Here is a 23,384-nt window from a genome sequence, read left to right on the forward strand (position 1 = left end):
CCCATAGCTCAGCTGGATAGAGTACTCGGCTACGAACCGAGCGGTCGGAAGTTCGAATCTTCCTGGGTGCACCATATTAAGAAACCTCGCTACGGCGGGGTTTTCTGCTTTTAAGCCGCTTATCTCACTACACCTCCCTACGCATTAATTTTCACGATGCATAATAGCGCTGCCTCCAATTGAAAATGATGTTTTATTGATTAAATTCAATTAATTATACAGTGAGCGACAATTTAGTTAGTTTGCGATAAAGTAGTTTTCATTTTCTCCTTGGTCGTGGAGCCACGATGTACGAGCGCTATGAAGGCCTGATTTTTGATATGGATGGCACCATCCTGGATACTGAGCCTACACATCGACAGGCATGGCGACAGGTGCTGGCGCCTTATGGCATGGCATTTGATGAGCAGGCATTAGTGGCTTTGAATGGGGCGCCGACGTGGAAAATTGCCCGCGTAATCATTGAAAATAATCAATCGGACTTAGATCCCCATGTACTGGCTGCTGAGAAAACAACACTGTTTAAATCACTGCTACTGGACAATGTGAAGCCTCTGCCGCTCATAGACGTGGTTAAAGCCTATCATGGGCGTAAACCTATGGCTGTCGGTACTGGAAGCGAACACGCCATGGCAGAGCTGCTTTTACGCCACTTAGGCTTACGCGATTATTTTGATGTTATTGTCGGTGCCGACGATGTCACTCAACATAAGCCAGAGCCAGAAACATTCTTGCGCTGCGCGCAGCTATTAGGTGTGCCCCCAGAGAAGTGTGTGGTTTTTGAAGATGCTGATTTTGGTATTGAGGCGGCAAAAAGGGCGAATATGGCAATAGTTGATGTGCGTCTACTGTGAGTAGTACGCTAGCTGTTGCTTCATTATTCGGGAGTAGCTTTCTCAGCGCGACGCTCTTACCCGGAAATTCTGAAATTCTGTTAGTCACCCTTTTAACGGCAAGTAGTGCGCCGGCCATGATGCTGGTGCTGTCTGCCACTGTCGGAAATACCCTTGGGGGGCTAACGAACGTTGTTATAGGCCGTTTATTACCGGAACTAAAACCACAACGTGGGATGAGCACAGCTCTTGGCTGGCTTCAACGTTTTGGCCCGGCAGCTCTGTTACTGAGCTGGCTACCGGTAGTGGGCGATTTGATGTGTGTGTTGGCAGGCTGGTTGCGTATGCCTTGGGGTCTTGTGGCTTTTTTTCTGTGTCTGGGGAAAGCATTGCGTTATATCGTATTAACGGTAATTACGTTACAAGGAATAGCCTGGTGGCAGTAAAGAATGTGACAAACTTACGTGGTCACATCTATGCAGTTTCAGTATGCTGGCGAGTTATGGTTTTCAAGAGCGGGAGGTCGATTTGATCCCGGATGTATCACACGCGCTGACTTGGTTGGAAGCGCACCCTAAAGCCCTGAAAGGTATCCGCCGCGGCATTGAGCGGGAAACATTGAGAGTGACTGCCGATGGCCAACTAGCCTCGACGGGCCACCCAGAGTCACTGGGTGCAGCCCTGACACATCAATGGATTACCACCGACTTTGCTGAGGCATTGCTGGAATTTATTACTCCAGTCGATGGCGATATTGACCATTTGCTGACTTTTTTACGTGATATTCACCGCTATACCGCACGCAAACTCGGCGATGAGCGTATGTGGCCACTTAGCATGCCTTGCTTTATTGGTGCAGAGCAGGATATTGAGCTGGCTAAATATGGCTTTTCTAACATTGGTCGTTTTAAGACTCTTTATCGTGAGGGCTTGAAAAACCGTTACGGTGCCTTGATGCAAACGATTTCCGGTGTGCACTATAACTTCTCTTTGCCGCTGGAATTTTGGCAAGCGTGGGCGGGTGTTACCGATGAAAAAAGCGGCAAGGAAGAGATTTCAGCGGGATATTTCCGCCTGATTCGCAATTATTATCGCTTTGGCTGGGTCATCCCTTACCTGTTTGGTGCGTCACCGGCCATTTGTGCATCATTCCTGCAAGGGCGTGAAACGGCATTACCGTTCGAGCGTAATGATAAAGGGATGTGTTATCTGCCGTATGCCACCTCATTGCGTCTGAGTGATTTGGGTTATACCAATAAATCACAAAGCAATTTGGGGATTACGTTTAATGACCTGCATACCTACGTTGCTGGGCTGAAGCGCGCCATTCAAACGCCATCAGAAGAATATGCGGCATTGGGGCTAAAAGACGGTGACCGTCATCTGCAACTGAACACCAATGTGTTACAGATTGAAAATGAACTCTATGCTCCGATTCGACCTAAGCGAGTTACCCGTGCTGGTGAGTCGCCATCTGATGCATTGTTGCGCGGTGGTATTGAGTATATTGAAGTCCGCTCCTTAGACATCAATCCATTCTCACCTATTGGTGTTGATGCGGTACAGGCGCGCTTCCTTGATCTGTTCTTGATTTGGTGTGTACTGGCGGATGCGCCTGAAATGAGTAGTGATGAACTGCTGTGCACCCGTAAAAACTGGAATCGGGTTATTTTGGAAGGGCGTAAACCGGGGCAAACTATCGGGATGGGATGTAACGACACCCGTGAGCCGCTGGAAAAGGTGGGTAAAGATCTGTTTGCCGACTTGCGCCGCGTTGCAGAAGTATTGGATGGTAAAGATAGCACCGAATATCAACAAGTTTGTGATGAACTTGTCGCCTCTTTTGATGATCCGAGCCTGACGTTCTCTGCGCGTATTTTGCAAGCGATGAAAGAAGGTGGTATTGGTGGTGTTGGCCTTGAGTTAGCGGAGCGCTACAGGGAAATGCTGCAAAATGAACCGTTGGAATTGCTAACTGAGGAGCAATTATCCGAAGAGGGTGCAGCTTCTTGGGTACGTCAACGTGAGCTGGAACTCAAAGATAAGCTAAGCTTTGAAGAGTATTTGGCACTTCACGGCGGACAGTAAAAAGAAAAGGCCACATTGCTGTGGCCAAATTAACATCTCTGATAACAGGGATGATGATAACAAATGCGCGTCTTTCACATATTAAGACGTGCGGGATACCAAAAAGTTTCATGGGTTGCGAAAAAAAGATCGAATAAAAATTATTTTTTTATGAGGAGGTAACTAAATGCCATTATTGGATAGCTTTACCGTTGACCATACCATTATGAAAGCTCCGGCTGTACGCGTTGCTAAGACGATGAAAACCCCTCATGGCGACGAGATAACGGTATTCGATTTACGTTTCTGTGTGCCAAATAAAGAAGTGATGCCAGAACGAGGGATTCATACACTGGAGCACTTGTTTGCCGGCTTTATGCGTAATCATCTCAATGGTAATGGTGTGGAGATTATCGATATATCCCCCATGGGATGTCGTACCGGTTTCTACATGAGCCTGATTGGTACGCCAGATGAGCAACGTGTTGCTGATGCCTGGAAAGCGGCAATGGCTGATGTATTGAAAGTGACCGACCAGCGCAAAATTCCTGAATTGAACGAATATCAGTGTGGCACTTACCATATGCATTCGCTGGAAGAGGCGCAGGAGATTGCCAAAGGGATTATCGACCGCGGCGTGCGTATCAATCACAACGAAGAACTGGCATTGCCGAAAGAAAAACTGACTGAATTACATATCTAGTTTTCAGTTGTAGATTTTGCTGTTCGGTAGAGAAATGCAAAAAAGACGCTGAAAAGGCGTCTTTTTTATTCCCTTGATATCACTGATTAGCTCGCCTGGTTATCAGGCAGGATAGGGGTAACCCGCACCCGCTTAATCATGTTTTCCTGTACGTCCAGCACATCAATCAGATAATTTCCAACACGAACTTGGGCATTTATCTGAGGTATATCCTCTAGCTCCTCCAGCAACATGCCATTGATCGTACGGGCCTCGATAGGGAGTGACCAGTTGAATGCTTTGTTCAGTTCGCGCACATTGGCGCTGCCATCGATGAGTACAGAGCCATCGCTCTGCGGATTGACCTCTTCTGCCAGGCTAGGGGACATGGATGTTGTGAAATCGCCGACAATTTCTTCCAGAATATCCTCAACGGTCACTAATCCCTGAATATCGCCGTATTCGTCAACAATCATGCCGACTTTTTCTTTATTGCGCTGGAATTTCACCAGTTGCACATTTAATGGAGTGCCTTCGGGGATAAAATAGATCTCATCGGCGGCGCGCAACAGGTTCTCTTTATTGAATTCTTTTTTCTCCGTCATAAGCCGATAGGCCTCTCGCACGCGCAGCATGCCGATAGCATCGTCTAATGATTGGCGATATAAAACGATACGTCCATGTGGCGAGTGAGTGAGCTGCCGCATGATTGACTTCCAATCATCATTGATATCAATTCCAACCACCTCATTACGCGGCACCATAATATCGCTGACGGTGACCTTCTCCAGATCCAGCACGGATATCAACATATCTTGATTACGACGAGAAATTTGTGAGTGCGATTCATTCACAATACTGCGCAATTCATCTTTACTCACGGCATCACTACTGTGAACGTTTCCGCGGATACCACACAAGCGCATCAGCCCACGTGTGATGGTATTGAGTAGCCATACCAGTGGCAGCATGATTTTTTGTAACGGAGCCAGTAAAACGCTACTGGGGAACGCCACGCGCTCAGGATAAAGGGCGGCGATGGTTTTCGGCATCACTTCAGCAAAAATCAGCACCACAAAAGTTAATACACCGGTGGCTATAGCGACCCCGGCATTGCCATAGAGCCGGATACCCACAATGGTTGCCAGTGCTGAGGCCAGGATATTGACCAGATTATTGCCGATTAATACCAAACTTATCAGGCGGTCAGGACGACGTAAGAGTTTCTCAACCCGGCGTGCGGCGCGATTACCTTGCTTGGATAAGTGGCGTAGACGGTAGCGATTGAGTGTCATCATGCCGGTTTCTGAAGCTGAAAAATAAGCCGAAACCACGATCATAATGACCAGAATGATGATCAGTGTGCTAGTTGAGACATGATCCAACACCGTGTTCCTTAATAACAATGAAAGCCCTGTGGATTCAACAAGGCTATGTGTGGATGATTGTAATAATGGCTAAGAGACCATGATCTCCTGTAGCAGGCGGCTGCCAAAATAGGCCAGAGTGAGTAAAAATGCGCCTGCAAAACTGAACCAAATCACTCTACGCCCGCGCCAACCTTCATGGTAATGGCCCCACAATAAAACGATGTAGACAAACCAGGCCATGATTGATAACACCGCTTTATGGACGTTTTCTTTACTGAATATATCATCCATATAAAGCAGGCCAGTACACAGCGTTAGGGTCAGCAAAACCACCCCGATTTGGGTGATGTGAAACATTTTACGTTCAATGCTCATCAAGGGCGGCATATCAGCATTAAAGGTGACTTTCTTATTTTTTAGCTGATAATCGAGCCAAGCCAGTTGAAGGGCGTATAGTGCTGCGATGATAAGCGTTGCGTAAGCAAAAAGTGCTAGCCCAATGTGAACGAAAATGGCCGGACTGGCCTCCAGATGGGTAATGAACTCACCAGGGAGCAGACTGGCAAGTGCCAGATTGATCATGGCAAAACTGTAAACTATCGGCAGCAAAAACCAACCACGGCCTTGCGAGGCGACGATAGTCATGATGGTGCAGATCATCAGCCCGACAATGGAGCCGATATTCAATAAAGTGAGGTTTTGTCCGCCGCCGACATCAAAAACCTGATGCTTTAGAGCGATAGCATGGCACACTAGCGCCACGACGGCAGAAACCAGCGCTAATCGCCGGTAAGCACTATTTTTCTGCACCAGGCTTGGGACAATTAAGCCCAGGCTGAGCGAATATGCGATCAAAGCCAAAATGGAGAACACGGGCATAGCGTTATATGAGCATCGGCTAAGTGAATTAGGTAGCCAGTATAGCGTCGAGCGCGTTCCTCTCCAACCGTTCTCCGACGTGAGGGCAGAGATCGTTTAAGCTTCGTGTTATAATCCCCCCATTGTGTCGCCAGAGCGGCCTGTTTCCACGTTGAGTATGAGACAATGTTTGAGAACTTAACTGATCGATTGTCGCGCACATTGCGCAATATCAGCGGCCGTGGCCGGCTGACAGAAGAAAATATTAAAGAAACGCTACGTGAAGTACGCATGGCGTTACTGGAAGCTGACGTAGCTCTGCCGGTTGTTCGTGATTTTATTAACCGGGTAAAAGAGCGCGCTGTCGGGCATGAGGTAAATAAGAGTCTCACGCCAGGGCAAGAGTTCGTCAAAATCGTTAAAAATGAACTTATTGCCGCGATGGGCGAGGTCAATAACGAACTGAATCTGGCAGCACAACCGCCAGCAGTGGTGTTAATGGCCGGCTTGCAAGGGGCGGGTAAAACCACCAGTGTGGCTAAGCTGGGTAAGTTCCTTAAAGAAAAACAGAAGAAAAAAGTGCTGGTTGTTTCCGCTGACGTTTATCGCCCCGCGGCGATCAAACAGTTGGAAACCCTCGCGCAGGGTGTTGGCATTGATTTCTTCCCATCTGATGTACAGGAAAAACCGATTGATATCGTCAATCGTGCTCTACAGCAGGCGAAGCTTAAATTTTATGATGTTCTGATTGTCGATACCGCCGGTCGCTTGCACGTCGATGAAGCGATGATGGACGAAATCAAACAAGTTCATGCCGCGATTAACCCGGTTGAAACTTTGTTTGTGGTTGATGCCATGACCGGTCAGGATGCTGCCAATACGGCAAAAGCATTTAATGAGGCGCTGCCGCTCACCGGTGTCGTGCTGACCAAAGTTGATGGTGATGCTCGTGGCGGTGCTGCGCTGTCAATTCGCCATATTACCGGCAAGCCGATTAAATTCCTCGGTGTCGGTGAAAAGTCAGATGCGCTTGAACCCTTCCATCCCGATCGCGTGGCTTCACGTATTCTGGGGATGGGCGATGTCCTGTCGCTGATTGAAGATATCGAAAGCAAAGTTGACCGCGCACAAGCGGAAAAATTGGCAACTAAGCTGAAAAAAGGCGATGGCTTCGATCTCAATGACTTCCTGGATCAATTGAAGCAAATGCGCAATATGGGCGGTATGGCCAGCATGTTGAGTAAAATGCCGGGTGCGGGCCAGTTGCCAGATAACGTGAAATCACAGATGGATGACAAGGTGACCGTGCGGATGGAGGCTATCATCAACTCGATGACTCTGAAAGAGCGCGCCAAGCCAGAAATCATTAAAGGTTCACGTAAGCGCCGTATTGCCACCGGCTCTGGTGTGCAAGTGCAGGATGTTAACCGCTTACTTAAGCAGTTCGACGAAATGCAGCGCATGATGAAGAAAATGAAAAATGGCGGTCTGGCTAAAATGATGCGTGGCATGAAAGGTATGATGCCACCAGGTTTCCCAGGTCGCTAAATATCATTTCGCGCGGTGATATTAACCAGCGTGATGTGAGTAAAGATTTCCCGCTGAAAACAGCGGAAAACGAAGAAAATTGTGCTCATTACAAAACTAGCGCATAGGAATCTACGCTTTAGATTGCTTTTTGCGCCAAAATGAGTAAAATTTTCGGGCTTTTTATATTGCAACTGGACCCCGTTCCCCGATGGGGTCCAGTTGTTTTATTAACTAAAGAGGATGTTATGGTAACAATTCGTTTGGCTCGTGGCGGCGCTAAAAAGCGTCCGTTCTATCAAGTAGTAGTGACCGACAGCCGTAATGCTCGTGACGGCCGTTTCATCGAACGTGTAGGCTTCTTTAACCCGATCGCATCTGGTCAGGCTGAACCTCTGCGTTTGGACCTGGACCGTATCGAACATTGGGTTGGCCTGGGTGCAACAGTTTCTGATCGCGTATCTGCGCTGATCAAAGAAGCTAAGAAAGCAGCTTAATCTGTCGCGGTGGTGGTTCTTATGAGCAAGCAACTCAATCCAGTCGTTCCCGAACAGCCGATTGTTCTCGGTAAAATGGGTTCAACTTACGGCATTCGCGGTTGGCTCAGAGTATTTTCATCCACCGAGAACGCCGAAAGCATTTTTGATTACCAGCCGTGGTTTATCCAGCAGGGTGGTAAGTGGCAGCATGTCGAGTTGGAAGACTGGAAGCGCCACAGTCAGGATCTGATCATTAAAGTTAAAGGTGTTGATGATCGGGATGCCGCGAATCTACTGACCAATTGCGAAATTGTCGTCGATTCCAAACAACTGCCTGAACTGGAAGAGGATGATTACTACTGGAAAGACCTTATGGGCTGTCAGGTAGTAACAACCACGGGTTACGAACTGGGTAAAATCATCGATATGATGGAAACCGGTTCTAACGATGTGATGGTAGTAAAGGCAAACCTGAAAGATGCATTCGGTATGAAGGAGCGGTTGGTCCCGTTTCTTCATGGGCAGGTTATCAAGAATGTCGATCTCACTGCTCAACGTGTTGAAGTAGATTGGGATCCTGGTTTTTGACCTCCGAATTAAACGGCAAAGATGAGTGGAACAAAACAATGTGGATTGGTGTTATTAGCCTGTTTCCCGAGATGTTCCGCGCAATAACCGATTACGGGGTGACTGGCCGGGCAGTAAAAAATGGCCTGCTGAGCGTGCAGTGTTGGAGTCCTCGCGACTTTACCTACGACCGGCATCGTACCGTGGATGACCGCCCATATGGTGGTGGCCCGGGAATGTTGATGATGGTGCAACCGTTAAGGGAAGCCATTCATGCAGCAAAAGCAGCGGCAGGCGAGGGAGCAAAGGTGATTTATCTGTCACCTCAAGGGCGCAAGCTGGACCAAACCGGTGTTTGCGAACTGGCGACTAATCAGAAGATGATTCTGGTGTGTGGTCGGTACGAAGGAGTTGATGAGCGCGTAATCAAAACCGAAATTGATGAAGAATGGTCAATTGGAGATTACGTTCTCAGCGGTGGCGAGCTGCCGGCAATGACGCTGATAGATTCAGTATCCCGCTTTATCCCGGGTGTGCTGGGTCATCAGGCCTCAGCGGAGGAAGATTCCTTTGTTGATGGATTGCTGGATTGCCCACACTACACTCGTCCTGAGGTGTTAGAAGGGATGGAGGTACCGCCAGTCTTGCTGTCGGGTAACCATGCCGAGATTCGTCGCTGGCGCTTAAAGCAGTCGCTGGGCCGTACCTGGCTTAGAAGACCTGAACTTCTAGAAAGCCTAGCTCTGACTGACGAGCAAATGGTGTTGCTGGCTGAGTTCCAACGGGAACACAAGCCCTGAAGCAACAGAACTATGAAAGGAACGTTGTGCCGTGTGCCAACTTCCTGATATATCAGTTTACCTAGGGTAAGAGACTTATTATGAGCAATATTATCAAGCAAATCGAACAAGAGCAGATGAAGCAAGACGTGCCTGCATTCCGTCCGGGTGATTCCGTGGAAGTTAAGGTATGGGTTGTTGAAGGTTCTAAAAAGCGTCTGCAGGCATTCGAGGGCGTGGTTATCGCTATTCGTAACCGCGGTCTGCATTCTGCGTTCACCGTTCGTAAAATTTCCAACGGCGAAGGTGTTGAGCGTGTATTCCAAACTCACTCCCCAGTAATCGACAGCATTACTGTGAAACGTCGTGGTGCCGTTCGTCAAGCGAAACTGTACTATCTGCGTGAGCGTACTGGTAAGTCTGCTCGTATCAAAGAGCGTCTTAACCGCACTAACTAAGGTACAGCTCAGGCTTCATCCAAAAGTTAATAGTTATGAAGGGGTTAGCCATGTGCTAACCCCTTTTTTTATTCCTATACTCGTCATACTTCAAGTTGCATATGCGTTAGCTGCCTTCCTGAAGCTCGAATTATTTAGCGTATAGAAGATAGGGATATCAGAGGGAATTAGCGTGGCATCACTCCACGCTATAGATAATGATTACAGGCCGTAAACCAGAGTTACGGATGTTGTGGTATCGGTATTTTTGGGAGCGCTGGCAGGTGGTTTGGTGTTATAAGTGGCAACATAGGCTAAACGCAATGCAAAGCTTTTATTGATAGCAACGTTTAACGCCGTTTCTGAGTTCAACGTCGTTTCTTCGTTTGCCAGGGCTGAAACACCTTCACTGAACACCGTGTTGTCGGTCAACTGATAAGTATAGTTACCGCCTGCGTAAGCTAAGGCTTTCGTCGCACGTCCACCTTCATAAAACTCATCATGGCGAACACCCGGACCAAATTCTACCCGCAGATTATGCAGTGGTGTCGTCATAATCTGACGACCATAACCTGTGGTTAAAACAGAGCGGGAATCAAAACCGTTATAACGGTCATTCAACCAACTGGCTTGTCCAAACAGATAATTTCTATCGGTTAAATTATAGCGAGTACGGCCACCTAACTGATAACGCTCGGAAGAGCGTTCATTGTTGGCGCTGGTATTACGGGCCGCCCCCCACAAACTATAAGCGGTGTTAGGCTGAAACCAGGTTAACGTTGAGTTGGCAGTCAATGTCGAGTTAGTAGTATTGCCTGACTGGGCGGTATAACCTGCTTCAACGGTACCATCAAAGCTCTTTTTGGCTGTAGCTGGATCGTCTAAGGCAGTAAAAACAGTCGCGTCAGCAAGAACTGAGGTGCTGAAGAGAGATAAAGCGAGTGTGCTGATATAAAACGGCAACGCCCTGGTATGACGCAAAGAGAACATAATAGGTCCATGGTGAAGAAAATGATTTTTGTGATGCGGCACGCATTGTAGCAGTTGTGATCCTACTTACTCAGAAGATATTTCGGATGAAATAATTAATTATAATAAGAGGGATTTTTTGATAAGTTCATTCTTAAAATGTAATAAACAGCAAAAATCTGCACTTGAATATAGATGAAATAAATAAACGAAAGGGCCAGAATTGCTCTGACCCCTAATTTAGTTCTTACGTGTTTTTACATAAAAGTGGTGACTAACACGTAGCCAGTGATGCATGAACAGATAACACCGATAAGGCCTGGAATAATAAAGCTGTGGTTGATAATAAATTTACCAATTTTGGTAGTACCTGAGCGGTCAAAACCGATACAAGCCAGATCACTTGGGTAGGTTGGCAGAACAAAGTAGCCATAAGCCGCAGGGAAGAAGGCTATTAGCATTTTAGGATCAACACCCAGCTGCAATCCCATTGGCGCAATGGCCGTAAGCGCTGCGGCCTGGCTATTAACCAATTTTGAAACCAGAAATAGGACAATAGCATAGGTCCATGGATGGCCTTTCACCACATCTTCCAGCACGAGTTTCAGATCACCCATATGGGCCTGGAAGAAGGTATCACTCATCCAGGCAACACCAAATACTGAGAATATGGCGACCATACCTGCCTTGAATACCGCGCCGTTAGAGATATCGCTGGGTTTAACTTTACATCCAATCAGAATAACAGCACCGGCAATCAGCATCATCATCTGAATAACCAGATTCATTGATAATGACTGCATTTTACCTTTAACTTCAAAGGCAGGGCGCAGATCGGCAAACGCACCAAGTAATACCACTAATGCGATAGCAACGAAAAATATCCCGGTCGACCAATAAGCTTGTTTCGGGAAAACTTGATTTAACAAGGTATCGGTTGAGCCATAGATAAAGTCGCGCTGCTCAGGGTCTTTGATTCTTGCCTGGAAATCAGGGTCTTTATCCAGATCTTTACCGCGGCGTAGGCTCCACAATGCAGCCATCAAAACACCAACTAAAGAAGCGGGTACTGATACGGCCAGAATTTCCAGAATACTATAAGCCTGACCTATGCCGTGATTGGCACCAATAATTGAAACTAATGACACCACCGCAACCGACACTGGGGAAGCTGTAATTGCCATTTGCGAGGCAACTGATGCCACCGCCATTGGCCGCTCCGGGCGAATACCTTTTTTAATGGCAATATCAGAAATAATAGGGAACATGGTATAAACAACATGCCCGGTGCCACATAAAAAGGTTAATGACCACGTTGTAAATGGTGCTAATAGCGTAATATGCTGCGGATGTTTTCGTAATAATCGTTCAGCAAATTGCATCATTACATTTAAGCCACCGGCGGTTTGTAATACAGCAGCACATCCAATAACGGCTAATATTGTCAGCATCACATCGACAGGGGGTTTGCCTGGTTCGAGGCCAAAGATAAAAGTCAGAATAAATAAACCAATACCACTTATTAACCCCAGCCCCATGCCGCCATAGCGTGTACCGACTAACAGGCAGAGAATTATAATTATAAATTGTAGTGTTATCATAATATTACCTTGCTTCCAACATGAATGAAATTCCGTTGTATTTAGCCGGTTTTAAGCAATGAACATGGCTCTAACTCATTTTTATCTATCAGAGCACAGATTGAATTGATTAAAACCTTGCTAATATCAAGGCTATATTGTTTAGTTATGTAATTAATTAAATCTGGGATCTGCCTCTGTTTTTATATCAGTCCGGACTTTTCTAATTAATTAAAGTGGAATTGGACGGTGCTAATAAGATATAAAACTCTGTTGTGAAAATAATGTATTAATATTGTTTTGAAAAATTCACCAATACCACAATGACGCAACATATAAATATATTCCAGAGTGAAATAGCTGTTAGTTAATTCCTAATTTCTCTTTAAGCGGTTTCAAATAACGGCGGCTCACAGGAATATGTTTACCACTGCGGGTAATAACTTCGGCAGAACCGTTATCCATCAGTTGTATCTCGCCCAGTTGTTCGGTATTCACCATATATTGCCGATGGCAGCGGACAAAAGGGGTTTTCTCTTCCAGCGTTTTGAGCGATAGCTGGGTATAGCCCGATTGTATGGTTCCGACTACATGCACGCCGCTCAGCTCAGAACTGAGATATTCCACTTCCTCAATTTTCAGTAAAAAAATGCGGTTATGACCAGAGCAAGGAATATGGCGCAGCATCGGTTCCGTGATTTTATGTAAATTATTATTTACACCAAGGCCTCTTCTTAGGCGAATGAGCGTTTTGGCTAATCGTTGCTGGTCGAGTGGTTTTAACAGATAGTCAAAGGCATGCTCTTCAAAAGCACGGATAGCATATTCATCGTAAGCGGTAACAAACACGATCTGCGGCATCTTTTCTGGGTTCAGCATTGAGGCCAATTCCAGACCATTAATTCTCGGCATTTGGATATCGAGAAATATCACATCGGGTTGCAGGCGTTGGATTGCGGGGATGGCTTCCAGGGCGTTGCTACATTCGGCGACGATCTCAATATCGTGTTCTTCACTTAATCTTTCGCGTAAATCTTCACGCGCAGGTTGTTCATCGTCGACGATGATGACTCTTAACATACAGCCTCCACAAATTTTCCGCATTTTATCATGGCCTCAGGAGGAGATTGGGAGCATCTGCATAAACTGCGACTTACCGCAAAAGTCAGACCAAAATATGCCTGTAAATATACGGGTAATTATTTATTTACACATATGGATTGAAATGTTTACACGTCGTGGTATTGTGGAGACCTCAAACGATAAACACGCTAAACGACATCCGCTAAACAGAGACAGGTAAAGAATATGATCATGCAAAAAGATGCGCTCAATAATGTCCACATCAGTGCCGAACAAGTACTGATAACGCCGGAAGAACTGAAAAATCAGTTTCCATTGAGCGACAATGATCAGTATGCGATTGCTAGCGCGCGCAAAACCATTGCTGACATTGTTCAAGGACGAGATCCGCGTTTATTAGTGGTATGTGGTCCCTGTTCTATTCACGATGTGGATGCAGCTCTGGATTATGCGCGTCGTTTGAAAACGCTTTCTGCACAATTGAGTGACAGCCTGTATATCGTGATGCGTGTCTATTTTGAAAAACCGAGAACTACCGTTGGTTGGAAAGGTTTGATCAATGACCCGGCAATGGACGGCTCTTTTGATGTAGAAAGAGGGTTACATATTGCACGTCAATTATTGCTGGATTTAGTCGGCATGGGTCTGCCTCTGGCAACTGAAGCGCTGGATCCGAATAGCCCACAATACTTAGGCGATTTATTCAGTTGGTCAGCCATTGGTGCGCGGACTACTGAATCGCAAACTCACCGTGAAATGGCTTCGGGTTTGTCGATGCCAGTTGGGTTTAAGAATGGTACCGACGGCAGTTTAGGCACGGCTATTAATGCCATGCGTGCCGCCGCCATGCCACACCGCTTCATGGGGATTAACCAGTCGGGCCAGGTTTGCTTATTGCAAACACAGGGAAATCCACACGGTCATGTGATTTTGCGCGGTGGGAAAACACCTAATTACAGTGCGCAAGATGTCGCGCAGTGTGAAAAACAGATGCAGGATGCGGGACTCGTTCCATCCTTAATGATAGATTGCAGTCATGGTAATTCGAATAAAGACTATCGTCGTCAGACTGCGGTCGCTGAATCTGTGGTTGAACAGATCAAGGCCGGCAATCGTTCTATCACTGGTGTGATGCTGGAAAGTAACATCCATGAAGGTAATCAATCATCTGAGCAACCACGCGCTGATATGCGCTACGGTGTTTCAGTGACCGATGCCTGTATTGATTGGGACAGTACCGAAACCCTGTTACGAGGCATGCATCAGGAATTACGTTCAGCGCTGGCGGCACGGACTGCAGAGGAAAAGTAAGTATGGTGGCTGAACTGACCGCTTTACGTGATCAAATTGATGAAGTCGATAAAGCACTATTGGATTTGCTGGCAAAGCGCCTGCATTTAGTCGCAGAAGTAGGTGAAGTTAAAAGCCGCTATGGTTTGCCTATTTATGTTCCAGATCGTGAGGCGGCGATGTTGGCCTCACGCCGACAGGAAGCCGAGGCTTTAGGTGTGCCACCTGATTTGATTGAAGACGTATTGCGTCGGATAATGCGAGAGTCTTATACCAGCGAAAATGACAAAGGGTTTAAGACGCTATGCCCGCAGCTGCGTCCGGTGGTTATCATCGGTGGAGAAGGGCAGATGGGGCGCTTATTTAACCGAATGCTCACACTGTCCGGATATCAGGTAAAAACGCTTGGGCAACAGGACTGGCCGCAGGCTGAATCTATTCTGGCAGATGCCGGGATGGTGATTGTCAGTGTGCCCATCCATATCACTGAAGAAGTGATAGCTCGTTTGCCAAAATTGCCGTCAGATTGCATTTTGTTGGATCTTGCTTCAGTCAAAAATAAACCGCTACAAGCCATGCTGGCGGCTCATGAAGGGCCTGTAGTTGGCTTACACCCGATGTTTGGGCCAGATGTTGGCAGTTTGGCAAAGCAGGTTGTGGTGTATTGCGATGGGCGTGACCCACAAGCCTATCAGTGGCTGCTAGAGCAGTTACAGGTCTGGGGCGCGAGGCTACATCGCATTAGTGCGGTTGAGCATGACCAGAATATGGCGTTCATTCAAGCATTACGTCACTTTGCAACCTTTGCTTATGGATTACATTTAGCAGAGGAAAATGTGGAGCTGGAACAGCTATTAGCGCTCTCGTCACCGATTTATCGGCTGGAACTGGCCATGGTGGGGCGGCTATTCGCACAAGATCCACAGCTTTACGCCGATATTATTATGTCATCGGAAGATAATTTGGCGCTGATTAAACGCTATTACAAACGTTTTGGTGAGGCGATAACCTTGCTTGAGCAAAGTGACAAACAAGCCTTTGTGCAAAGTTTCCAGAAAGTTGAGCATTGGTTTGGGGATTATGCGGAGCGCTTCCTGGTGGAGAGTCGTTCATTATTGCGTCAGGCGAACGATAACCGGCAGTAAATAGAATCTATCACTTGCCTGTTTCAAAAAGTCACTCCGACAGTATCGGGGTGACTTTTTGCTATTTAGGCTATAGGAAAATGGGGTTAGCTCGGATTGACCGGAACCACGTTTTCACTTGGATAGCAGCCTAATACTTTTAATGAACGTGTTATCGGCGTCAGGTCTGCCAGCGCTTTTTGCATAGATTCAGAACGCAAGTTAGCCTGTACATCAATATAAAACATCTCTTCCCACGGATTGCCATTTATTGGCCGTGATTCAAGCTTGGTCATGATGATACCGTGATCTCTTAGTACCAGCAGTGCTTCAACCAATGCCCCTGACTGTTGGCCTGTCGCCATAATTAGGGTGGTTTTTGCCGGGATCTGGTCAGAGACATCAATAGCTTTACGGGCAAGAATAATAAAGCGAGTGATATTCTGCTGCTGATTTGCCAGATTGTGTTCCAACACCTGCAGGTTATAAAGCGCACCACCGGCTTCACTACCTAATGCAGCCGCTTCAGATGAGTTCAATTGCGCCACTTTTTCCATTGCCGCCGCAGTGCTTTCGCAATACTCGATTTTCCAATGCGGGAAACGGTTAATGAATTGGCTGCACTGCTGGAAAGGTTGTGGATGGCTGTAGACGGTTTTAATTTGACTCAGATCTGTTTCAGTCGCGACCAGTACACAGTGATCAATCGGATTGGTTATCTCACCGACAATCGACAAGCTGGTGTGTTGCAGCAAGTCATAAACATCATTAATAGAACCTGAACTGGTGTTCTCTATGGGTAATACGGCGTAATCCGCCTGGCCAGTTTCTACTTGAGTAAAAATATCCTGGAATCTTTGGCAACCACATTCAATCAATTGTTCAAAGTGACGTGCGGCATATTGGCGCGCTGCCAGATGTGAGTATGAGCCTTTCGGGCCAAGGAAGGCGATACGAGCAGAGTGCTGGGCGGTTTGGTTTAGTTGGTGTTGCAATAGTGCCTGTTGGGTTAATACGGAATCTTCAATAATCAGTTGGAACAGGCGGGTGATATAGAATCCATCAAGGTCATAAGGTTTGGCGGCGGTAATGAGCGCATCCAACAAATCACGTTCACGCTCTTTATCGCGAATCGGGCGGTGATGAAGTTGTTTGGCTTTAGCGACATCCACCGCTAATTCACGTCGTTCTGCCAGTAATGCCAGCAGTTTTAAATCTAGTGCGCTGATGCGTTCACGTAGCACCAGTAATGGATTATCGGTCATAGGGATTTGCCTTAATTATCATTCTAAATGTTTTGTGCATAAAAAAAGCCTCCCGCTTGGGAGGCTTTGTTGTTCGTCTTCGCATTCTTTATCACACGACGAAACGCCTCCCAATCAGGGGAAGGTAAAAAAGAATGCGAAGAAAAACACTTTATTGATCATCGTTGCTGGCTACCTGTTATTGAAGACTGTTTTTGATACTGACTGAAACGATATGTTATAGCGAAAACTAACAGCCTCTAAACTAACCGCCAGCCTGAATTGCTGTCAATAAAAAACGCGCCCAAAGGCGCGTTAGATCCGAAATGAGATGGATTATGCCGGCTATTGTTCCTGCTCGGATTCTTCTTCCTCTACATCTACTGACTCCAGATTCGCTTCTTTAACACTGCTTGCTGCGCGACGAGCTTCACCTTTGTGTTGCACTTTATTTAATTGGCGTTCTAGTTTGGTGATCAGTTCATTAATTGCAGCATACATATCATCATGTTTGGCACTGGCAACCAAGGGGCCCATCGGTGTACTGATTGTGGCGTCTGCAACAAATCCTTGCGGATCTTTAGACAGTACAATATGTGGGTTTATCAACTGGGCCTGCCATTTATCCAGTTTGGTGAGACGGTCTTCGACATGTTTACGGATTGCTGGGGTAATATCCATTTGTTTACTGGTGATGTTGACTGTCATATGACTTACCTCTCTGTCTACTCCATCTTGGATAACTTCAGCATACCTCGCTTTTTCCCAAAATGTATGATCAAGATCACTAATTTTTGTCACTTTTTGCAAAGGTCGTGGGAACTGTGATTTAACGTCAGGAATAGCTGCTGAGGGCTTGAATCATTGAACAGAATGCCGCATTATCGATAAGTTATATCGCTTGGATAGAGTCAAAAACGGCATTATTTTTGCGCTTCCGATAAGATATCAGCGCGATAGTCTGATGACATAAATCCCTTGGGTTTATGGTGATAAGACCGAATTGAAAACGGCAGCCTGAGCTGCCGTTTGTTATTTTATCGCGACAGACAATATCAGGCTGGGTTGGCCGCAATTATCTTGGCAACTTTGTCTGCCTCTACATTCAGTTGCAATTGCTTATAAGCATTTTCCATCAACGGCAGCGCATCGCGAGTTGCTTGAGTATCAGGATAATCTCTCAACATTTGCTCGACACGGTTAACTACCGCGACGTAAGCGCCTCGTTTAGTGTAATATTGCGCCACGGCCAATTCATGCTTGGCCAGACGATTTTTCAGGAACACCAAGCGTTTTTGTGCGTCAGTTGCGTATTGGCTGTTCGGATAATTTTGAATCAACTGGTTAAAATCGCGGAATGCGGCCTTAGCATGTTGTGGATCGCGGTCTGAACGATCAATCCCGAAGAAGCCTTGCAATGCACTGTCATCCAGAGCCATGTCAGTCAAACCACGCATATATAATACGTAATCGATGTTAGGATGTGTGGGATTGAGGCGCATAAAGCGATCGATTGAGGCTTGCGCCAACGGCAGATCAGCAGATTTATAATACGCATAAATCAAATCAAGCTGGACTTGTTGGGAGTAAGGCCCGAAAGGATAGCGGTTATCTAACGCTTCTAGTTGCGTAATGGCTCCCTTAAAGTTACCGTCCTGCAGTTTTTGCTGAGCGGTAGCATAGAGCTCAGAAGGCGGGTTATCGGGAACCACGTCCTTGTTACTGGAGCAACCGGTCAGCACCAGGCTCAACGTGGCGGCAGCCACCAGATATTTCATACGCGTCATGACGTTTTGATTATCCTCGAAGTGTTATTCCGGGAGACTGTCCGTTAAGCTCCCGACAAAGATCTAGATACAATAGCACATTATATTAAACGGCATCGCCGTCAAAACCCAACGTTAACGAACAAGAAGCTGCATATGGCACAACAAGTACAACTCAGCGCAACGGTGGCCGAATCACAACTCGGTCAACGGTTAGATCAGGCTTTGGCCGAATTGTTCCCTGATTATTCAAGATCTCGCATAAAAGAGTGGATCTTGGAAGACAAGGTGACTGTAAACGGTAAAACAATTAACAAGCCTAAAGAAAAAGTGTTGGGTGGTGAGCTCGTCGCAATTGACGCGCAAATTGAGGAAGATGCCCGCTGGGCGCCTCAAGAAATCCCACTGGATATCGTCTATGAAGATAACGATATTCTCGTTATTAATAAACCCCGTGGCTTAGTCGTGCACCCTGGCGCCGGTAATCCAGACGGCACCGTTCTGAATGCATTGCTCTATTATTATCCAGAAATCATGGATGTCCCACGCGCGGGTATCGTACATCGCCTGGATAAAGACACCACGGGTTTGATGGTGGTGGCGAAAACCGTTCCGGCACAGACTCGTTTGGTGGAAGCGCTGCAAGCGCGTGAAATTACCCGTGAATACGAAGCGGTGGCAATCGGCAATATGACGGCTGGTGGCAGAGTTGACGAGCCTATTTCTCGCCATTCTACCAAGCGGACACATATGGCGGTGCATCCAATGGGTAAACCGGCGACCACGCATTATCGCATTATGGAGCATTTCCGTGCTCATACTCGTTTGCGCTTGCGTTTAGAAACGGGCCGTACCCACCAGATCCGTGTGCATATGTCTCATATCAACCATCCGCTGGTGGGCGATCAGCTGTATGGCGGTCGTCCACGTCCACCGCGCGGTGCCTCTGATTCCTTTATTGCTATTCTGCGCGGCTTTGACCGCCAGGCGCTGCATGCAACTATGCTGCGTTTATATCATCCAATCAGTGGCATTCAAATGGAATGGCATGCGGCATTACCAGAAGATATGGTTGAGCTGATTAATGCGCTGAAAGCCGATACTGAAGAATTCAAAGATCAGATGGATTGGTAATGAACAAGCTGATACTTCCCGACTGGCCAATGCCTGCCACTGTTAAGGCATGTAGCACTACCCGTCATGGTGGTATCAGCGAATTCCCTTATGATTCATTAAACCTTGGCACCCATGTCGGGGATATTGCCGCCAGTGTGGTTGCAAATCGCCAATCTTTAGTGGAGCAAGCGGGATTGCCACAAATGCCTGTTTGGCTCGAGCAGGTGCATGGCACTCGTGTCCTGCATCTGGACGGCAAGACTCTTTCTGATGTACAGGCCGATGCTGTTTATAGCCACGTCGCTGGGCAAGTTTGTGCCGTAATGACCGCAGATTGCTTGCCAGTGTTGTTTTGTTCTTTGGCCGGAGATGAAGTGGCCGCCGCCCATGCGGGGTGGCGTGGCCTTTGTGCCGGTGTTCTGGAGCAAACGTTAGCTCAGTTCAATGCTGGTTCTTCTTCTATTATTGCCTGGTTAGGCCCGGCAATTGGCCCGCAGCAGTTTGAAGTGGGTGAAGAGGTTAAACAGGCATTTATCCAAATCGACGCACAATTCGCGGCTGCGTTCACACCTTCCGGCTCTAAATATCTCGCCGACATCTATTTATTAGCTCGATTGCGGCTACAGGCCGCAGGTATTCACGCTGTATATGGCGGTGATCGCTGCACAGTGACTGAAAAACAACATTTTTTCTCTTATCGGCGCGATGGAATCACCGGACGTATGGCAAGTTTAATCTGGCTGATATAACCTATTGAATTAGGACGATCCGCTGGCGCATGACGTTGTACTTTAAATATAGTGTCGAAATAACCTTGAAAATTTGAGGGATGACCTCATCTAATCTCCAGTAGCAATTTTGACCAATATTGGAGGTGTTATGCGTCTGGATCGTCTTACTAGCAAATTCCAGCTTGCCCTCGCCGATGCCCAATCTTTAGCACTTGGGCGCGACAACCAATTTATTGAACCGTTACATTTGATGAGCGCATTGCTCAATCAGGATGGGGGGACGGTTCGCCCATTGTTGACCTCGGCGGGGATTAATGTCGCCAGTTTGCGCAGCGACATTGAGCAAGCATTAGGTCGTCTTCCACAAGTTGAAGGGACTGGCGGTGATGTTCAACCATCAAACGAGCTGGTCCGTGTATTGAATCTTTGCGACAAATTAGCGCAAAAACGTGCAGATAAATTTATTTCGTCAGAACTGTTTGTTCTGGCCGTACTTGAAGATCGCGGCACTTTAACTGACATGTTAAAAGCAGCCGGTGCAACAAAAGATAAAATAAATAAGGCAATTGAAGATATGCGTGGTGGTGACAAAGTTGATGACCAGGGTGCTGAAGACCAGCGCCAGGCATTGAAAAAATTCACTATCGACCTGACCGAGCGGGCGGAGCAAGGCAAGCTCGATCCGGTTATTGGCCGTGACGAAGAGATTCGCCGAACTATTCAGGTGTTACAGCGCCGGACTAAAAATAACCCGGTGTTAATTGGTGAACCTGGTGTCGGTAAAACAGCCATTGTTGAAGGTCTGGCGCAACGAATTGTCAATGGTGAAGTGCCAGAAGGCCTGAAGCATAAACGTGTGCTTTCATTAGATATGGGCGCACTGATTGCAGGTGCGAAGTATCGCGGTGAGTTTGAAGAGCGCTTGAAAGGCGTGTTGAATGATTTATCAAAACAAGAAGGTAGTGTGATCTTGTTCATTGATGAATTGCATACCATGGTCGGAGCCGGGAAAGGCGACGGCGCGATGGATGCCGGCAACATGCTGAAACCTGCGCTAGCGCGTGGTGAATTGCATTGCGTTGGTGCCACAACACTTGATGAGTACCGTCAATATATAGAGAAGGATGCGGCGTTAGAGCGACGTTTCCAGAAAGTGTATGTGGCGGAGCCAACTGTTGAAGACACTATCGCCATTTTACGCGGGCTGAAGGAGCGCTATGAACTGCATCACCATGTGCAGATAACTGACCCGGCAATTGTGGCTGCGGCAACGTTGTCGCACCGCTATATCTCGGATCGTCAGTTACCGGATAAAGCTATCGACCTTATTGACGAGGCCGGTTCAAGTATCCGTATGCAGATGGATTCAAAACCGGAATCATTGGATCGCCTGGAGCGCCGGATTATCCAATTGAAACTGGAACAGCAGGCATTGAAGAAAGAATCTGATGATGCCAGCAAAAAACGTCTGGAAATGCTCAATACCGAATTAGAGCAAAAAGAACGTGAATATTCAGAGCTGGAAGAAGAGTGGAAGGCAGAAAAAGCCGCCCTCACCGGAACTCAGAATATTAAAACCGAACTGGAACAAGCCAAAATCAGCTTAGAGCAAGCTCGTCGTGTGGGCGATTTGGCGCGGATGTCAGAACTTCAGTACGGTAAAATTCCTGAGCTGGAAAAACAGCTAGCGGCGGCAACGGCGCTTGAAGGGAAGACCATGAAGTTGCTGCGTAACCGGGTAACGGAAGCAGAAATTGCGGAAGTGCTGGCGCGCTGGACGGGGATTCCTGTATCTCGCATGCTGGAAAGTGAGCGTGATAAGTTGCTGCGCATGGAACAGGATCTACATAAACGCGTGATTGGGCAGGATGAAGCTGTTGAAGCTGTATCCAATGCTATCCGCCGTAGCCGTGCTGGGTTATCAGATCCGAACCGTCCAATTGGTTCCTTCTTGTTCTTAGGGCCAACAGGGGTCGGTAAAACCGAGTTGTGTAAAGCGCTGGCAACCTTCCTGTTCGACAGTGATGATGCCATGGTGCGTATTGATATGTCCGAGTTTATGGAAAAACATTCCGTTTCTCGGTTGGTTGGTGCGCCTCCAGGCTACGTGGGTTATGAAGAAGGTGGTTACCTGACAGAAGCGGTGCGCCGTCGCCCTTATTCTGTCATTCTGCTGGATGAGGTAGAAAAAGCGCATCCGGATGTATTCAACATTCTTTTACAGGTGTTGGATGACGGGCGTTTGACTGACGGGCAGGGTAGAACAGTCGACTTCCGTAATACGGTGGTCATCATGACCTCTAACCTCGGTTCAGATTTGATTCAGGAACGTTTCGGTGAAAGAAGTTATCGCGAAATGAAGGAAATGGTGATGGAAGTTGTTACTCACCACTTCCGCCCTGAATTTATCAACCGTATAGATGAGGTTGTTGTCTTCCATCCACTGGGCCGAGCGCATCTGGCTTCAATTGCCAGTATCCAACTGGAGCGCCTGTACAAACGGTTGGAAGAACGTGGCTATCAGGTCACTATCACTCAGCCTGCGTTGGAGTTCTTGGGCGAGACTGGTTTCGATCCTGTTTATGGTGCGCGGCCATTGAAACGCGCAATCCAGCAGGAAATCGAGAATCCACTGGCGCAACAGATACTTTCCGGCAAATTAATACCGGGAGTCCCTGTTACGCTTGATGTGGAAAATGGGCATATTATTGCTAAACAGTAATGGTAACTCCTTGAGGGGGCGAGAAATCGCCCCCTTTTTGTTGTCTTTTTCACCGTATTTCGTATTTTTGCCGCATTAGTGAGCGGTTGAAAAGTTTTTTGAAATTAGGGGTTGCAGGCTGTCAGGAACTCCCTATAATGCGCCTCCACTGACCGGGAAC

22 protein-coding genes and 1 other annotated feature are annotated in these 23,384 nt (G+C 47.1%); of the genes, 14 read left to right on the forward strand and 8 right to left on the reverse strand.

Translation table 11 applies throughout. From position 1 onward, the window contains the following. Window positions 1-287: 287 nt before the first annotated feature. From yqaB to luxS, 4 genes are all read left to right on the forward strand, one after another. Window positions 288-854: a fructose-1-phosphate/6-phosphogluconate phosphatase gene (yqaB, locus tag HU019_RS07935; protein WP_174848973.1), complete on the forward strand. Its 567-nt coding sequence runs from the start codon at window positions 288-290 to the stop codon at window positions 852-854. Then, complete coding sequence (locus HU019_RS07940) at window positions 851-1,279, forward strand: YqaA family protein (protein WP_026017941.1); 429 nt, start codon at window positions 851-853, stop codon at window positions 1,277-1,279. The genes yqaB and HU019_RS07940 overlap by 4 nt, the downstream gene beginning before the upstream one ends. A 43-nt stretch (window positions 1,280-1,322) precedes the next feature. Beyond that, window positions 1,323-2,921 (forward strand): glutamate--cysteine ligase, encoded by a 1,599-nt coding sequence (gene gshA / locus HU019_RS07945; protein ID WP_174848972.1) that lies wholly within the window; start codon window positions 1,323-1,325, stop codon window positions 2,919-2,921. Between the two features lie 166 nt (window positions 2,922-3,087). Then, on the forward strand, window positions 3,088-3,603 hold the full coding sequence (gene luxS, locus HU019_RS07950; RefSeq protein WP_004877244.1) for an S-ribosylhomocysteine lyase: 516 nt from the start codon (window positions 3,088-3,090) through the stop codon (window positions 3,601-3,603). A gap of 86 nt (window positions 3,604-3,689) precedes the next feature. Here the strand turns inward: luxS and HU019_RS07955 are convergent, their stop codons facing one another. Together HU019_RS07955 and HU019_RS07960 are read right to left on the reverse strand one after the other, a co-directional pair. Continuing rightward, window positions 3,690-4,967 carry an HlyC/CorC family transporter gene (locus tag HU019_RS07955; protein WP_174848974.1) on the reverse strand — a complete coding sequence of 426 codons (1,278 nt, stop codon included), beginning with the start codon at window positions 4,965-4,967 and terminating at the stop codon, window positions 3,690-3,692. Window positions 4,968-5,039: 72 nt separating this feature from the next. Then, complete coding sequence (locus HU019_RS07960; protein ID WP_174848971.1) at window positions 5,040-5,831, reverse strand: cytochrome C assembly family protein; 792 nt, start codon at window positions 5,829-5,831, stop codon at window positions 5,040-5,042. Between the two features lie 165 nt (window positions 5,832-5,996). Between HU019_RS07960 and ffh the strand changes: the two genes are divergently transcribed. The 5 genes from ffh (at window position 5,997) to rplS (ending at window position 9,620) form a co-directional block, all read left to right on the forward strand. After that, the gene (gene ffh / locus HU019_RS07965; protein WP_005167432.1) at window positions 5,997-7,358 is read left to right on the forward strand and encodes a signal recognition particle protein; all 1,362 of its coding nucleotides are present in this window, start codon (window positions 5,997-5,999) and stop codon (window positions 7,356-7,358) included. 227 nt (window positions 7,359-7,585) lie between these two features. After that, a complete protein-coding gene (rpsP, locus tag HU019_RS07970; protein WP_050076147.1) occupies window positions 7,586-7,834 on the forward strand; it encodes a 30S ribosomal protein S16 in 249 nt (82 codons plus the stop codon). A gap of 21 nt (window positions 7,835-7,855) precedes the next feature. After that, complete coding sequence (gene rimM, locus HU019_RS07975; protein ID WP_050534968.1) at window positions 7,856-8,404, forward strand: ribosome maturation factor RimM; 549 nt, start codon at window positions 7,856-7,858, stop codon at window positions 8,402-8,404. Window positions 8,405-8,442: 38 nt separating this feature from the next. After that, a complete protein-coding gene (trmD, locus tag HU019_RS07980; RefSeq protein ID WP_050076096.1) occupies window positions 8,443-9,183 on the forward strand; it encodes a tRNA (guanosine(37)-N1)-methyltransferase TrmD in 741 nt (246 codons plus the stop codon). A gap of 80 nt (window positions 9,184-9,263) precedes the next feature. After that, the gene (gene rplS / locus HU019_RS07985) at window positions 9,264-9,620 is read left to right on the forward strand and encodes a 50S ribosomal protein L19 (RefSeq protein ID WP_004393427.1); all 357 of its coding nucleotides are present in this window, start codon (window positions 9,264-9,266) and stop codon (window positions 9,618-9,620) included. Between the two features lie 201 nt (window positions 9,621-9,821). Here rplS and HU019_RS07990 read toward each other — a convergent pair whose 3' ends face one another. The 3 genes from HU019_RS07990 to btsR all read right to left on the reverse strand — a co-directional run bounded on the left by HU019_RS07990 (window position 9,822) and on the right by btsR (window position 13,228). Beyond that, window positions 9,822-10,589: a DUF481 domain-containing protein gene (locus HU019_RS07990; protein ID WP_174848970.1), complete on the reverse strand. Its 768-nt coding sequence runs from the start codon at window positions 10,587-10,589 to the stop codon at window positions 9,822-9,824. A 236-nt stretch (window positions 10,590-10,825) separates the two neighbouring features. Beyond that, entirely contained in the window at window positions 10,826-12,169 is a 1,344-nt protein-coding gene (locus HU019_RS07995) for an anaerobic C4-dicarboxylate transporter (protein WP_005167439.1), read from the reverse strand. Window positions 12,170-12,511: 342 nt separating this feature from the next. Further along, window positions 12,512-13,228: a two-component system response regulator BtsR gene (gene btsR, locus HU019_RS08000; RefSeq protein WP_174848969.1), complete on the reverse strand. Its 717-nt coding sequence runs from the start codon at window positions 13,226-13,228 to the stop codon at window positions 12,512-12,514. 234 nt (window positions 13,229-13,462) lie between these two features. On the opposite strand from btsR, the gene HU019_RS08005 reads away from it, so the two are divergent. Both HU019_RS08005 and tyrA read left to right on the forward strand, forming a co-directional pair. Next, window positions 13,463-14,542, forward strand: coding sequence for a 3-deoxy-7-phosphoheptulonate synthase (locus HU019_RS08005; protein ID WP_026017940.1), 1,080 nt, complete (start codon window positions 13,463-13,465; stop codon window positions 14,540-14,542). 2 nt (window positions 14,543-14,544) lie between these two features. Then, window positions 14,545-15,666 (forward strand): bifunctional chorismate mutase/prephenate dehydrogenase, encoded by a 1,122-nt coding sequence (tyrA, locus tag HU019_RS08010; protein ID WP_174848968.1) that lies wholly within the window; start codon window positions 14,545-14,547, stop codon window positions 15,664-15,666. An 86-nt stretch (window positions 15,667-15,752) separates the two neighbouring features. Here the strand turns inward: tyrA and pheA are convergent, their stop codons facing one another. From pheA to bamD, 3 genes are all read right to left on the reverse strand, one after another. After that, window positions 15,753-16,910 (reverse strand): bifunctional chorismate mutase/prephenate dehydratase, encoded by a 1,158-nt coding sequence (gene pheA / locus HU019_RS08015; protein WP_174848967.1) that lies wholly within the window; start codon window positions 16,908-16,910, stop codon window positions 15,753-15,755. A 38-nt stretch (window positions 16,911-16,948) separates the two neighbouring features. After that, window positions 16,949-17,073, reverse strand: a sequence feature (Phe leader region). Between the two features lie 161 nt (window positions 17,074-17,234). Beyond that, window positions 17,235-17,597 carry a ribosome-associated translation inhibitor RaiA gene (gene raiA / locus HU019_RS08020; protein ID WP_005166518.1) on the reverse strand — a complete coding sequence of 121 codons (363 nt, stop codon included), beginning with the start codon at window positions 17,595-17,597 and terminating at the stop codon, window positions 17,235-17,237. Window positions 17,598-17,944: 347 nt separating this feature from the next. Further along, entirely contained in the window at window positions 17,945-18,676 is a 732-nt protein-coding gene (bamD, locus tag HU019_RS08025; protein ID WP_174848966.1) for an outer membrane protein assembly factor BamD, read from the reverse strand. A 135-nt stretch (window positions 18,677-18,811) separates the two neighbouring features. On the opposite strand from bamD, the gene rluD reads away from it, so the two are divergent. The 3 genes from rluD to clpB all read left to right on the forward strand — a co-directional run bounded on the left by rluD (window position 18,812) and on the right by clpB (window position 23,224). After that, window positions 18,812-19,789, forward strand: a complete 978-nt coding sequence (rluD, locus tag HU019_RS08030) for a 23S rRNA pseudouridine(1911/1915/1917) synthase RluD (protein WP_005166515.1) — start codon at window positions 18,812-18,814, stop codon at window positions 19,787-19,789. Next, complete coding sequence (gene yfiH, locus HU019_RS08035) at window positions 19,789-20,520, forward strand: purine nucleoside phosphorylase YfiH (protein ID WP_174848965.1); 732 nt, start codon at window positions 19,789-19,791, stop codon at window positions 20,518-20,520. Before rluD ends, yfiH begins: the two co-directional genes overlap by 1 nt. Window positions 20,521-20,650: 130 nt before the next feature. Then, a complete protein-coding gene (gene clpB, locus HU019_RS08040) occupies window positions 20,651-23,224 on the forward strand; it encodes an ATP-dependent chaperone ClpB (RefSeq protein WP_174848964.1) in 2,574 nt (857 codons plus the stop codon). Window positions 23,225-23,384: the final 160 nt, after the last annotated feature.

Origin of the sequence: Yersinia artesiana, from assembly GCF_902726545.1 — a bacterium.
Lineage (GTDB): Bacteria > Pseudomonadota > Gammaproteobacteria > Enterobacterales > Enterobacteriaceae > Yersinia > Yersinia artesiana.

What these genes read in the sequence shown, in the direction of transcription:
- yqaB (WP_174848973.1), top strand. Translation starts at nt 288, where the DNA reads ATGTACGAGCGCTATGAAGGCCTGATTTTTGATATGGATGGCACCATC.
- gshA (WP_174848972.1), top strand. Translation starts at nt 1,323, where the DNA reads ATGCTGGCGAGTTATGGTTTTCAAGAGCGGGAGGTCGATTTGATCCCG.
- luxS (WP_004877244.1), top strand. Translation starts at nt 3,088, where the DNA reads ATGCCATTATTGGATAGCTTTACCGTTGACCATACCATTATGAAAGCT.
- HU019_RS07960 (WP_174848971.1), bottom strand. Translation starts at nt 5,831, where the DNA reads ATGCCCGTGTTCTCCATTTTGGCTTTGATCGCATATTCGCTCAGCCTG.
- ffh (WP_005167432.1), top strand. Translation starts at nt 5,997, where the DNA reads ATGTTTGAGAACTTAACTGATCGATTGTCGCGCACATTGCGCAATATC.
- rpsP (WP_050076147.1), top strand. Translation starts at nt 7,586, where the DNA reads ATGGTAACAATTCGTTTGGCTCGTGGCGGCGCTAAAAAGCGTCCGTTC.
- rimM (WP_050534968.1), top strand. Translation starts at nt 7,856, where the DNA reads ATGAGCAAGCAACTCAATCCAGTCGTTCCCGAACAGCCGATTGTTCTC.
- trmD (WP_050076096.1), top strand. Translation starts at nt 8,443, where the DNA reads ATGTGGATTGGTGTTATTAGCCTGTTTCCCGAGATGTTCCGCGCAATA.
- rplS (WP_004393427.1), top strand. Translation starts at nt 9,264, where the DNA reads ATGAGCAATATTATCAAGCAAATCGAACAAGAGCAGATGAAGCAAGAC.
- HU019_RS07990 (WP_174848970.1), bottom strand. Translation starts at nt 10,589, where the DNA reads ATGTTCTCTTTGCGTCATACCAGGGCGTTGCCGTTTTATATCAGCACA.
- HU019_RS07995 (WP_005167439.1), bottom strand. Translation starts at nt 12,169, where the DNA reads ATGATAACACTACAATTTATAATTATAATTCTCTGCCTGTTAGTCGGT.
- btsR (WP_174848969.1), bottom strand. Translation starts at nt 13,228, where the DNA reads ATGTTAAGAGTCATCATCGTCGACGATGAACAACCTGCGCGTGAAGAT.
- HU019_RS08005 (WP_026017940.1), top strand. Translation starts at nt 13,463, where the DNA reads ATGCAAAAAGATGCGCTCAATAATGTCCACATCAGTGCCGAACAAGTA.
- tyrA (WP_174848968.1), top strand. Translation starts at nt 14,545, where the DNA reads ATGGTGGCTGAACTGACCGCTTTACGTGATCAAATTGATGAAGTCGAT.
- pheA (WP_174848967.1), bottom strand. Translation starts at nt 16,910, where the DNA reads ATGACCGATAATCCATTACTGGTGCTACGTGAACGCATCAGCGCACTA.
- raiA (WP_005166518.1), bottom strand. Translation starts at nt 17,597, where the DNA reads ATGACAGTCAACATCACCAGTAAACAAATGGATATTACCCCAGCAATC.
- bamD (WP_174848966.1), bottom strand. Translation starts at nt 18,676, where the DNA reads ATGACGCGTATGAAATATCTGGTGGCTGCCGCCACGTTGAGCCTGGTG.
- rluD (WP_005166515.1), top strand. Translation starts at nt 18,812, where the DNA reads ATGGCACAACAAGTACAACTCAGCGCAACGGTGGCCGAATCACAACTC.
- yfiH (WP_174848965.1), top strand. Translation starts at nt 19,789, where the DNA reads ATGAACAAGCTGATACTTCCCGACTGGCCAATGCCTGCCACTGTTAAG.
- clpB (WP_174848964.1), top strand. Translation starts at nt 20,651, where the DNA reads ATGCGTCTGGATCGTCTTACTAGCAAATTCCAGCTTGCCCTCGCCGAT.